Genomic DNA, 11,917 nt, shown 5'->3' with positions numbered 1-11,917 from the left:
AGCCCCCGCAGGCTACCCCTACCGGCCGCGCAGCCGTCGTACGAGGATGCTCGCGTCCCCTCGGGACTCCAGGTCGGCCAGCACCACGGCGACCGCCTCGCGGACGATCCGGCCCCGGTCCACGGCCAGTCCGTGTTCGCCGCGGAGCACGAGACGCGCGTGCTCCAGATCCATCAGCTCCTCGGCGGAGACGTAGACGGTGATCTTCTCGTCGTGCCGTTCGCGGCCGCTGGGCCGCCGCGCGGGTGCCCGGCCGCCGCGCTTGCGGGGCTGCGCCTGCTCGGCGGAGGCGCCAGAACCTTCCTGCGCCGCCTGCCGCCGCCCGGACCGGTCGACCGACGGCGTGACCGTCGCCGAGGACCCGGCCGGCGCCACGGCGTGGTTGCGGGACTCCCCGGCGTCGGTCGACTCGGCCTCCGCCGCCACGTGCTCCGCGCCCTCGCCGTCGCCGCCCTGCACGGGCACCGAGTGCGGCGCGTCGTCGGCGGCCTCGGCCGCCGTGCCGTCGCTCTCCGCGGGACTCGCGGGAGCCGGCACCCGGGCCTCGCCGTTGGCCGGGCGCCTGGGTGTGGACGGCTGCAGCGCCATCCCCCCGGTCGTACGGAACAGTTCGTCGGCCCCCGGCAGACTCACTCGGCGTGACACCGGGCGAGCACCTCCCTGGCGAGCTGGCGGTAGGCGGCGGCACCGACGGAGTTGGAGGCGTACGTGGTGATCGGCTCGCCGGCGACCGTGGTCTCCGGGAAGCGGACCGTGCGGCCGATGACCGTGTGGTAGACGTGGTCGTCGAAGGCCTCGACGACACGCGCGAGCACCTCACGGCTGTGCACGGTGCGGGAGTCGTACATGGTGGCGAGGATGCCGTCGAGCTCCAGCTCCGGGTTGAGCCGCTCCTGGACCTTCTCGATGGTCTCGGTCAGCAGGGCGACACCACGCAGGGCGAAGAACTCGCACTCCAGCGGCACGATCACCTTGTGGGCGGCCGTCAGCGCGTTGACCGTGAGCAGGCCGAGCGAGGGCTGACAGTCGATCACGATGTAGTCGTAGTCGGGCAGCAGCGGCTTCAGGGCGCGCTGCAGCGTCGACTCGCGGGCGACCTCGGAGACCAGCTGGACCTCGGCGGCCGACAGGTCGATGTTGGAGGGCAGCAGGTCCATGTTGGGGACCGCCGTCTTCAGGAGCACCTCGTCGGCCGCCATGCCCCGCTCCATGAGCAGGTTGTAGACGGTGAGGTCGAGCTCCATCGGGTTGACGCCCAGACCGACCGACAGCGCGCCCTGCGGGTCGAAGTCCACGAGCAGCACCCGCCGGCCGTACTCCGCGAGCGCGGCACCCAGGTTGATGGTCGACGTGGTCTTGCCGACGCCGCCCTTCTGGTTGCACATCGCGATGATCGTCGCGGGGCCGTGACTGGTCACCGGGCCCGGGATCGGGAAGTACGGCAGTGGGCGCCCGGTCGGGCCGACGCGCTCGCGGCGCTGGCGGGCCGCGTCGGGCGCGAGTGTGGCCGCGTACTCCGGATCGGGCTCGTATTCGGCGTCGGGGTCGTAGAAGTGCCCGTCGGGCAGGTCGTCGTAGTCGGCGAACTGGCTGTGGGGCGCGCCACTTCCGTCGCCGGCCATGGCGTTCACGTGATGGCCATCCATGCTCTGGTGTGCTGTCCGCGTGGTCAGCGAACTCTGATGGGCTGCGAAGGTGCGCACCGCGACGGAGCCGACAGCCTCGAACCCCGCGGGACCCTGGTCCCTCACCGGCATTCCTGGTTGACCACCCCCGGGAGAAAATGTCGACTCATTCACAAGTCGTCTTACCTCCTTGGTGACCAGGAAACTTCTAGACAGGTCAGCGTGGCACCATGCCGACGGTTGGCGACTCTATGGCGTGTCGGGCGTCCGCAGCAACACAATCCGCCGGACCCGGCAGGATGTGTCGGCAATGAAACATCCTGCTGTCAAGGGCGTACGGCCGTCGCACAGCAGGTTTCACCGGTGTGCGAATCGGTCGAAGGGTTACGTTCGAGGCGAGTTGACCGAGCGTCGCAAAGTGACCATACACACATCCGGCCGGACCTTGTCGGGCAAGGTCCGGCCGGGTGTACGCGATTGACGCGGCTTGTTGACGTATCGCCTTTACGAAAAGGTGACTTAGCCACCGCCTCGGCGGAGCGGCTCAGTCCAGCAGCGTGTCGAGCTCCACGTGCTCCAGGCCGTGCGCCTCGGCGACCTCGCGGTAAACGACCTTGCCGTCATGGGTGTTGAGACCCCGGGCGAGCGCGGCGTCGCGGCGCAGCGCCTCGACCCAGCCGTTGTCCGCCAGCGACACGATGTACGGCAGCGTGGCGTTGGTGAGCGCGTAGGTGGAGGTGTTGGGCACCGCGCCGGGCATGTTGGCGACGCAGTAGAAGACCGACTCGTGGACCCGGAAGGTCGGCTCGGCGTGCGTGGTGGGGCGGGAGTCCTCGAAGCAGCCGCCCTGGTCGATCGCGATGTCGACAAGAACACTTCCCGGCTTCATGCGGGAGACCAGCTCGTTGGTGACCAGCTTGGGGGCCTTGGCGCCCGGGATGAGCACCGCGCCGATCACCAGGTCGGCCTCCAGGCACGCCTTCTCCAGCTCGAAGGAGTTGGACATGACGGCCTTGACCTTGGTGCCGAAGATCTTGTCGGCCTCGCGCAGCTTGTTGATGTCACGGTCGAGCAGGGTCACGTCGAAGCCCATGCCGATGGCGATCTGCACGGCGTTCCAGCCGGAGACACCGCCGCCGATGACGACGGCCTTGGCGGGCAGCACACCGGGGACGCCGCCGGGCAGGACGCCACGGCCGCCGGCCGCGCGCATCAGGTGGTAGGCGCCGACCTGCGGGGCGAGCCGGCCCGCGACCTCGGACATCGGGGCGAGCAGCGGCAGGGCGCGGCTCGGCAGCTCGACGGTCTCGTAGGCGATGGCGGTGGTGCCGGACTCCAGGAGGGCGTCGGTGCACTCCTTGGACGCGGCCAGGTGCAGGTAGGTGAAGAGGGTCTGGTCCTTGCGGAGACGGTGGTACTCCTCCGCGATCGGCTCCTTGACCTTCAGCAGCAGGTCGGCGGTGGCCCACACCTCGTCGGCCGTGTCCAGGATCTGCGCGCCGGCGGCGATGTACTCGTCGTCCGGGATCGACGAGCCGACGCCGGCGCCGCGCTCGACGACGACCTGGTGGCCGTGGCGCACCAGCTCGTGCACACCGGCGGGGGTGATGGCCACCCGGAACTCGTTGTTCTTGACCTCGCGGGGGATGCCGACCTTCACGTCGATCACGGTCCTTGGCTCAGAGGGTGTGGGGGCATAACAGCACATACCCGGCATGCGGGAACACACCAGGAGACACCGCAGGAGAACCGGCGGCAGAGCCAGTTTAATGAAGGCGTTCCGGCTGTCTAGCCTTTCATTGCATCAATCTTCGCCGGACTCGCTACGGATTTCGCAGGCGTTATCTCCCTGTTCCGGGCTGGAGTCCTGGTCGAGGGGCTCCTCACCCAGCATGCGCTCGGCGGCGGAGCGGTGCAGGCTCGCGGCGGTGGAGTCGCCGAGGCGCTCCAGCGTGTCGGCGAGCCGCAGCTGGAGCGCGGCCTGCAGCCGGGTGTCCTCGGCGCGGCGCGCCCACTCGACCGCCTCCCGGCAGGTGCGCAGCGACTCCGTGGGCCGGCCGGCGTACTCCTGGACCCGGGCCAGCTCGCTCAACGCCCGTGCCTGCGCGGCCACATCGCCGTTCTTGCGGTGTCCGGAAACGGCCGCCCGCCAGGCCCGCAGCGCCTCGCCGTAGCGGCCCGCGTAGGTGTGCGCACCGGCGATACGGCCGTAGAGCCGGGCGGCCTCGGCGCGCTCGTCCCGGGCGAGGCGCTCGGCGAGGGCGCGGCCGAACCAGTCGGCGGCCCGGTCGTAATCCCCCAGCTCCTGGTACGCGCCACCTACGGATTCCATTGCGCGGCCGGTCGCGTACGGGTCATTTGCACTGCGTCCGGCGTTCAGAGCAGACCGATAGCGGACCAGCGCGTCCATGGTGCGTCCGGTCTGCGCGTCCAGGTCCGCCAGGTTCAGCAGCGCGGCGGCCTGCTCGCGGGGCAGGTGACGGCGCTCGGCGACATCGAGGACGAGCCGGTGGATCCCGTACAGGTCGGGGGCGGCCGCCTGGGTGCCGAAGTGTGCCGCCATGGCCTTGACCAGCTGGGACATCAGCCGGCGGGCCAGGGTGTCCAGCTCGCCGTCGGCGACCGCCGCGCGGGCCGCGGCGAGCAGCGCCGGGCGCCGGACCCGCAGCCAGTCGGCGGCGGCCCGGGGGGTGGGGAAGCGCAGCTCGCGGGGCAGGGCCTGAAGTTTCTCGCGGGCCTGCGGGTTGTCGGTCTCGGTGATCGCCCGGCAGGACTGCAGCAGCCGTACCGTGCGCTCCAGCATCCGGGCCCGGGCCAGCTGGAGTTCCCCGGCGCGTTCCTGGGTCTCGGCCAGCCCGCGGAGCAGGGGGTGCAGGCAGCCGGGGACCTCGTACTGGGGCAGCGGAGTGGTCATGGGGTGCAGCAGGCTGAGGCGGACCAGCTCGTCCAGGGTGGTGCGGGCGGTGTCAACAGAGCAGCCGGCCAGGGAGGAGGCGGTGTGCGGGTCGACCAGGCCGGCCGGGGCCAGGGAGAGAAGTCGCAGTATCCGGGCGGACTGGGCGGACAGGTCGTCGTGGACGAACCGGAAGACCCGGGCGAGGGCGGTGCCGTCCTCGGGGTCGGCGTGCAGCCGCTTGGCGAGGTCGGAGACGGCCACCTTGGGGTGTGCCCCCAGCCAGCCGCCGGCCAGGGTGATCGCGGCGGGCTGCCCCTGGCACACCTCGACCAGCGCCTCGGCGGACCGCGGGTCGACGGTGATGCGGACCGAGCCGGTGTACCGGGAGAGGAGTTCCACGGCCGACTTGGTGTCCAGTCCGCCCAGGGTGCACGGGCGGACGTCGGAGATCCCGGTGAGCGGGCCGCCGGAGACGGCGACGGCCAGGCAGCCGGGGGTGTCCGGGAGCAGCGCGTCGACGTGTTCGGCGCCCGGCGCGTCGTCGAGGAGGAGCAGCATCCGGCGCTCGGCGAGGGCGGTGCGCAGGGCGTGGGTGAGGTCGTCCTCGGCGGCGCCGGCCGGGGTGGGCAGCCGCAGGGCGGTGAGGAGTTCCCGGGCGGTGCGCTCGACGGGGACGGGGGTGCCGTCGGGCTCGGCGAGGCGGGCTCGCAGCACCCCGTCGGGGTAGTCGGCGGCGACCCGCCGTACGAGTTCCCCGGCGAGGGCGGTGCGGCCGGATCCGGGTCTGCCCGCGATGAGCAGGACCCGGGCGCGCGGTGCCTTGCGCCCGGCGATGGTGTCCAGGCCCGCGCGCTCGATGTCGGCGCGCAGTTCTTTCAACTCCCTTGTACGGCCCAGGAATTGGTCTTCCGTGGCCGCGGGCGCCGGCACTCGCGCGCCGCCTGTGTCCACCGCCTGATCCGTCACGGGCCACACTCCCGTCCCACCGCACACGCATGCCCGCCGGGACTCCGGTTCGGGCCTTTCGGCTCAATCGCGTCGAGCCTAGTTCACGTGCAAGGACGTTCCGGGTGGAGCGCGGCGGGCACATCGCCCGATCGGATCAGGCGATGGTCACACCGGACCGCCTGAGGGGGGTCAGGACTCGAAGGGCCGGGCCGGCCACGGCGCGTCGGCCGGGCGCAGCGTGTCGAGGCCGTCGCCGGTGCGGGCGGCGACCAGCGAGAGGACGCCCGTCACCAGGCAGTTGTTGTGCACATCGCCGGCGAGCACCAGCCGTACCAGTTCGTCGACCGGTACGCGCGCGTACTCCAGGTCGATCTCCTCGTGCTCCGTCTCGAAGCGCGCGCCCTCGGCCTCGGAGAGATCGCGGGCGAGGAAGATCCGTACGGCCTCGTCACAGCCGCCGGGGGTGGTGTAGAGGTCGGTCAGCACCCGCCACTCCTCGGCCTTGACGTGCGCCTCTTCGTACAGCTCGCGCTGGGCGGCGTGCAGCGGGTTCTCGCCGGGGACGTCGAGCAGCCCGGCCGGGATCTCCCAGAGCTTGTGCCGGACCGGGTGGCGGTACTGGCGGATGAGCAGCACCCGGTCCTCCTCGTCGAGGGCGAGGACGGCGACCGAGCCGGGGTGGACCTGGTAGTCACGGCGGACCACCGAGCCGTCGGGCATGACCACCTCGTCCGTGCGGACGGAGGTCTTGTTGCCCACGAAGGGGGTCTCCGTCGCCCGGATCTCCCACTCCTCGGGGGTGTCCTTGATCGTCATGCCCTGCCCTTCCGCACACGCTTCTCAAAGACCGGCCGAGAAGACCGGCCGGATGAAACCGGGGTGCCCGCCCTTTGAAGGTATGCACCCCGGCCACCGTACAACCGGTGTGTCACTTCGAGTTCGGCTGCTCGGCCTCGGCCTGCTGACGGGCGACGGCGGCCTTCACCAGGCCCGCGAAGAGCGGGTGCGGGCGGGTCGGGCGGGACCGCAGCTCCGGGTGCGCCTGGGTGGCGACCAGGTAGGGGTGGACGTCACGCGGGTACTCGACGTACTCGACGAGCTTGCCGTCCGGGGAGGTGCCGGAGAACACGATGCCGGCCTTCTTCTCCAGCTCGCCGCGGTAGGCGTTGTTCACCTCGTAGCGGTGCCGGTGGCGCTCCTCGACGTACTCCTTGCCGTCGTACACCTCGCGCACGATGGAGCCCTCGGCCAGCTTGGCCGGGTACATGCCCAGCCGCATGGTGCCGCCCATGTCGCCCTCGCCGGCGACGATGTCCAGCTGCTCGGCCATGGTGGAGATGACCGGGTGGCCGGTGGCGGAGTCGAACTCGGTGGAGTTGGCGTCCGGGATGTCGGCCAGGTTGCGCGCGGCCTCGATCACGATGCACTGCAGGCCCAGGCAGAGGCCGAGCAGCGGGATCCGGTTCTCGCGGGCGTACCTGATGGCGCCGACCTTGCCGAGCACACCGCGGTCGCCGAAGCCGCCGGGGATGCAGATGCCGTCGACGTCACCGAGCTGCGCGGCGGCACCGGCCTGCGTCTTGCACTCGTCCGACGTCACCCACTTGATCTTCACGCGGGCCTTGTTGGCGAAACCGCCGGCGCGCAGCGCCTCGGTCACCGAGAGGTAGGCGTCGGGCAGGTCGATGTACTTGCCGACCAGGGCGAGGGTGATCTCGTGGTCGGGGTTGTGGACGCGGTCGAGCAGGTCGTCCCAGGTCCGCCAGTCCACATCGCGGAACGGCAGGTCCAGCTTGCGGACGACATAGGCGTCCAGGCCCTCGCCGTGCACGGTCTTCGGGATGTCGTAGATCGAGCGGGCGTCCGGGCAGGCCACGACCGCGGCCTCGTCGACATCGCACATCAGCGAGATCTTGCGCTTGATGGCGGTCGGCACCTCGCGGTCGCAGCGCAGCACGATCGCGTCCGGCTGGATACCGATGTTGCGCAGGGCGGCCACCGAGTGCTGGGTGGGCTTGGTCTTCAGCTCGCCGGAGGGCCCGATGTAGGGCAGCAGCGAGATGTGCACCACGAAGACGTTGTCCCGGCCGACCTCGTGGCGGACCTGGCGGACGGTCTCCAGGAAGGGCAGCGACTCGATGTCGCCGACCGTGCCGCCGACCTCGGTGATGACGACGTCCACCTCGTCGGTGGCCATCCGGCGGATGCGGTGCTTGATCTCGTTGGTGATGTGCGGGATGACCTGGACGGTGTCGCCCAGGTACTCGCCGCGCCGTTCCTTGGCAATCACCGTCGAATAGACCTGACCTGTGGTGACGTTGGCGGAGCCGTCCAGGTCGCGGTCGAGGAAACGCTCGTAGTGGCCGATGTCCAGGTCGGTCTCGGCACCGTCGTTGGTGACGAACACCTCACCGTGCTGGAAGGGGTTCATCGTGCCCGGGTCGACGTTCAGGTACGGGTCGAGCTTCTGCATCACCACACGCAGGCCGCGGGCCTTGAGCAGCATGCCCAGGCTGGAGGCGGTGAGGCCCTTGCCGAGCGAGGAGGCGACACCCCCGGTGACGAAGATGTGCTTGGTCGTCGTAGATTTCGGCGGCATGGCCAAGAGGGTGCTCCCGTGGTCGCGGTCTGTCATGCGGTACGGCCGCCCGCCGGAGGTTTCCGGGGGTGCCGTCGCGGCGGTTCGGGGGTTTCGTGCCCACCGGTCCACGGGCTACCAGGGTATCAGCGCCGCGGAGAGATGGCTTCCGGCCACGCTCCGTACACACATCGGCACAGACGTGGGGCCTGGCTTACCGTGTTTTCACTCAGGGCTCACCCATTCGGCTCACACGGGTTGCCCGGAGCGGCACGCAGATCATCTACGTGCGTCGTATCCTGCTCGGACACTCGCTGCCGAGCCGGCCGGAAAAACACGGCACACCCCCGCCCGTCACACCCGGAACACGAGAGCTTGGCAGTTCGTTGAGCTATGACTGTCGTTTTGCCTCAGGGCGCGGCGGGCTGCTTTGCTTCACCGCTTAACGACGCACAACAACAACCCCCCTTGACCGCACTAGCGACAGCCCCCTTTTGCCTGGGGGGTGACGTGGCCGTTCGACTGGAGTTGCACGTGGCCGGGCGCATCGAAGACTACGCACTCATCGGAGACATGCAGACCGCGGCGTTGGTCTGCCGGGACGGCACAGTGGACTGGCTGTGCCTGCCCCGCTTCGACTCGCATGCCATCTTCGCCGGTCTGCTCGGCACCGAGGAACACGGCTTCTGGCGGCTCGGCCCGGCCCACGCGGCCGACTCCGAGCCGCCGACCGCCGCCCGCCGCACCTACCGCGGCGATTCGCTGATCCTGGAGTCGGAGTGGGACACCCCGCGCGGCACGGTCCGGGTCACCGACTTCATGCCGCCGCGTGACGGCGCGCCCCAGCTGATCCGGATCGTCGAGGGCGTCACCGGCCGGGTGCCGATGCGCTCGGTGCTGCGCATGCGGTTCTCCTACGGCCGGGTCGTCCCCTGGGTGCACAAGCACGACGGCCGTACGGTCGCCGTCGCCGGCCCCGACTCGGTGTGGTTCGACACCTCGGCGGAGACCTACGGCAAGGCGCTGACCACGTACGCGGACTTCACGGTGGCCCCGGGTGACCGGATCGCGTTCACGATCTCCTGGGAGCCCTCGCACAAGCAGCCGCCCGCGCTGCCGGAGCCGGAGCAGTCACTGCAGGCGACCGAGGACTTCTGGCGGGAGTGGGTCGAGCACTGCACGTACCACGGCCCGTACCGCGAGGCGGTGATCCGCTCCCTGATCACGCTGAAGGCGCTGACCTACGCCCCCACCGGCGGCATCGTCGCCGCGCCCACCACCTCCCTGCCGGAGGACATCGGCGGCGTCCGCAACTGGGACTACCGCTACACCTGGCTGCGCGACGCGGCCATCACGCTCTCCTCGCTGCTGCGCACCGGCTACCGCGAGGAGGCCCGCGCCTGGCGCGAGTGGCTGCTGCGCGCGGTCGCCGGCGACCCGGAGAACCTGCAGATCATGTACGGCATCGCGGGCGAGCGCGAGCTGGGCGAGGCCGAGCTGGACTGGCTGCCCGGCTACGAGCAGTCCGCCCCGGTCCGGGTCGGCAACGGCGCGGCGCACCAGCTCCAGCTGGACGTCTACGGCGAGGTCACCGAGGCCCTGCACCTGGCCCACATGACCGGCCTCGCGCGCAACGACTACGCCTCCCTCCTCCAGCTGAAGCTCATCCGCTACCTGGAGGACCACTGGGACGAGCCGGACGAGGGCATCTGGGAGGTGCGCGGCCCACGCCGGCACTTCGTGCACTCCAAGGTGATGGCCTGGGTCGCGGTGGACCGCACCATCAAGCTGATCGAGTCCGGGGACGCGGACGGCCCGCTGGAGCGCTGGAAGGAACTGCGCGACGACATCCACCGGGACGTCTGCGAGCGGGGCTACGACAAGGAGCGGAACACTTTCACGCAGTCGTACGGCTCGCAGGAGCTGGACGCGTCGCTGCTGCTGATCCCCCAGATGGGGTTCCTGCCGCCGGACGACAAGCGGGTCATCGGCACCATCGAGGCGATCCAGCGCGAGCTGTCCACGTCGGACGGCTTCATCCTGCGGTACCCGACCTCGGGCGGCAAGGAGGGCGTGGACGGCCTCCCCGGTGACGAGGGGGCGTTCCTGGCCTGCTCGTTCTGGATGGCGGACGACCTCGCGATGATCGGCCGCGTCGACGAGGCCCGGAAGCTGTTCGAGAAGCTTCTCGCGCTGCGGAACGACCTCGGGCTGCTGGCGGAGGAGTGGGATCCGCGGCTGCAGCGGCAGGTGGGGAACTTCCCGCAGGCGTTCAGCCATGTGCCGCTGATCGACACGGCGCTGCGGCTGACCGCGTCGGGCGCGTACGGGGGCTAGGTGCGGGTGGTCGGGTGTCTGCGCGTCCGCTGTGGCGGGTCGCGCAGTTCCCCGCGCCCCTGACGGGGCGCTCACGCTTAGGCTGGTGGAGAGCGACTCCCCGTTGTCGGAAGGGGGGCGGCCATGGCTCCCCCGTCGAAGGCGCACACCGCGCTCGCCGCGTTGCGTGAGGATCTGATCGGTCCGGTGTTCGCGCCGGGGGACGTCGGGTACGACGACGCCCGTGCCGTCTTCAACTCCATGATCGACCGGCGGCCCGCCGTGATCGCCCAGTGCGCCGACAACGCCGACGTGGTCCGCGCGGTGCGGTTCGGCCGGGAGCTGGACCTGGCGATCGCGGTGCGTGGCGGCGGCCACAGCGTGGCGGGCTCGGCGAGCGGCGACGGCGCGCTCGTGGTGGATCTGCGCGGGATGCACACGGTGACCGTCGACCCGGCGGCGGAGGCGGTGCGCGTGCAGGGCGGCGCCACCATGAGCGATCTGGACCGGGCGACCGAGCCGTACGGCCTCGCCACCACCGGTGGCCGGGCCCCCACCACCGGTGTCGGCGGATTCGTGCTGGGCGGCGGGACGGGCTGGCTGGACCGCGCCTTCGGCCTGGCCGTCGACAACCTGCTCGGCGTCGAGCTGGTCACCGCCGACGGCGAGCTCACGCACGCCAGCGCCGACGAGAACCCGGAGCTGTTCTGGGCCCTGCACGGCGGCGGCGGGAACTTCGGCGTCGCCACCGCACTCACCCTCGAACTGCACGAACTGCCGGCCTTCTCGATCGCGCTGCTGCTGTACGCGCCGCAGTCCGGCCCGGACGCGGTGCGCACCTTCCGCGAGGTGATCCGCACCGGCCCCGACGAGGCGGCCGGCCTGGTGCAGTACCTCACCGGCCCGCCGCTGCCGTTCGTACCGGCGCACCTGGTGGGCAGGCTGGTGTGCGTCGCCCTGGTGACCTACGCCGGCGGCGAGGAGGGCCTGCGGAAGGTCGCCGAGCCGTTGCTGGCGCTGCCGCACGAGGCGGAGGTGGTCGGCCCGATGCCGTACACCGAGGTGCAGTGCATGCTCGACTTCCCGTTCGGCCTGCGGAACTACTGGTCGGCCGAGTACCTGGCCGCGCTGCCCGACGAGGCGGTGGACGCCTACTGCGCCTGCGCGGACGGTATGCCGGTGCCGTCCGGCACGCAGCATGTGCTGTTCCCGCAGGGCGGGGCGATCGCGGCCGGGCCGGCCGAGTACCCCGTGCCGTACCGGAGCGCGTCCTGGGCGGTGCACCCCTTCGGCATGTGGGCTCGGCCCGCGGACGACGAGCGGGCGGTCGCCTGGGTGCGGGACGTCCGGAGCGCCGTACGGCCCTGGTCCACCGGCGCGGTCTATCTCAACTTCATCGGCGACGAGGGCCCCGAGCGGGTGCGGGCCGGTCTGGGCGCGGCGAACGCGCTGCGGCTCGGCAAGGTGAAGCGGACCTGGGACGCCGACAACGTCTTCCGCTTCAACCACAACATCGAACCGCTCTAGCGGAAGGTGCCGGGAAGGCGTTCGCCC

General features: G+C 71.0%; 8 protein-coding genes. 2 read left to right on the top strand and 6 right to left on the bottom strand.

What is annotated here, in order from left to right:
• Positions 1-18: 18 nt before the first annotated feature.
• The 6 genes from ACZ4N4_RS31585 to ACZ4N4_RS31560 all read right to left on the bottom strand — a co-directional run bounded on the left by ACZ4N4_RS31585 (position 19) and on the right by ACZ4N4_RS31560 (position 8,068).
• On the bottom strand, positions 19-645 hold the full coding sequence (locus ACZ4N4_RS31585; protein WP_453574783.1) for a hypothetical protein: 627 nt from the start codon (positions 643-645) through the stop codon (positions 19-21).
• A complete protein-coding gene (locus tag ACZ4N4_RS31580; protein WP_450758544.1) occupies positions 630-1,757 on the bottom strand; it encodes a ParA family protein in 1,128 nt (375 codons plus the stop codon). The genes ACZ4N4_RS31585 and ACZ4N4_RS31580 overlap by 16 nt, the downstream gene beginning before the upstream one ends.
• Before the next feature lie 412 nt (positions 1,758-2,169).
• On the bottom strand, positions 2,170-3,294 hold the full coding sequence (gene ald, locus ACZ4N4_RS31575) for an alanine dehydrogenase (protein WP_453574781.1): 1,125 nt from the start codon (positions 3,292-3,294) through the stop codon (positions 2,170-2,172).
• 135 nt (positions 3,295-3,429) lie between these two features.
• A complete protein-coding gene (locus ACZ4N4_RS31570; protein ID WP_467595195.1) occupies positions 3,430-5,487 on the bottom strand; it encodes a tetratricopeptide repeat protein in 2,058 nt (685 codons plus the stop codon).
• 171 nt (positions 5,488-5,658) lie between these two features.
• Complete coding sequence (locus tag ACZ4N4_RS31565) at positions 5,659-6,285, bottom strand: NUDIX domain-containing protein (protein ID WP_450758540.1); 627 nt, start codon at positions 6,283-6,285, stop codon at positions 5,659-5,661.
• Between the two features lie 112 nt (positions 6,286-6,397).
• On the bottom strand, positions 6,398-8,068 hold the full coding sequence (locus ACZ4N4_RS31560) for a CTP synthase (RefSeq protein WP_467595192.1): 1,671 nt from the start codon (positions 8,066-8,068) through the stop codon (positions 6,398-6,400).
• Between the two features lie 513 nt (positions 8,069-8,581).
• Between ACZ4N4_RS31560 and ACZ4N4_RS31555 the strand changes: the two genes are divergently transcribed.
• Both ACZ4N4_RS31555 and ACZ4N4_RS31550 read left to right on the top strand, forming a co-directional pair.
• Positions 8,582-10,384 carry a glycoside hydrolase family 15 protein gene (locus ACZ4N4_RS31555; protein ID WP_467595806.1) on the top strand — a complete coding sequence of 601 codons (1,803 nt, stop codon included), beginning with the start codon at positions 8,582-8,584 and terminating at the stop codon, positions 10,382-10,384.
• Between the two features lie 123 nt (positions 10,385-10,507).
• A complete protein-coding gene (locus ACZ4N4_RS31550) occupies positions 10,508-11,890 on the top strand; it encodes an FAD-binding oxidoreductase (RefSeq protein WP_467595190.1) in 1,383 nt (460 codons plus the stop codon).
• The last annotated feature ends 27 nt before the right edge of the window (positions 11,891-11,917 follow it).

It is taken from the genome of Streptomyces sp. NPDC026538, assembly GCF_055567535.1.
This window is presented reverse-complemented; position numbering and strand designations above follow the sequence as displayed.

Bases quoted from the DNA above. Each gene is read 5' to 3' on its own strand.
- ACZ4N4_RS31560 (WP_467595192.1), bottom strand. From the start codon at position 8,068: ATGCCGCCGAAATCTACGACGACCAAGCACATCTTCGTCACCGGGGGT.
- ACZ4N4_RS31565 (WP_450758540.1), bottom strand. From the start codon at position 6,285: ATGACGATCAAGGACACCCCCGAGGAGTGGGAGATCCGGGCGACGGAG.
- ACZ4N4_RS31550 (WP_467595190.1), top strand. From the start codon at position 10,508: ATGGCTCCCCCGTCGAAGGCGCACACCGCGCTCGCCGCGTTGCGTGAG.
- ACZ4N4_RS31580 (WP_450758544.1), bottom strand. From the start codon at position 1,757: ATGCCGGTGAGGGACCAGGGTCCCGCGGGGTTCGAGGCTGTCGGCTCC.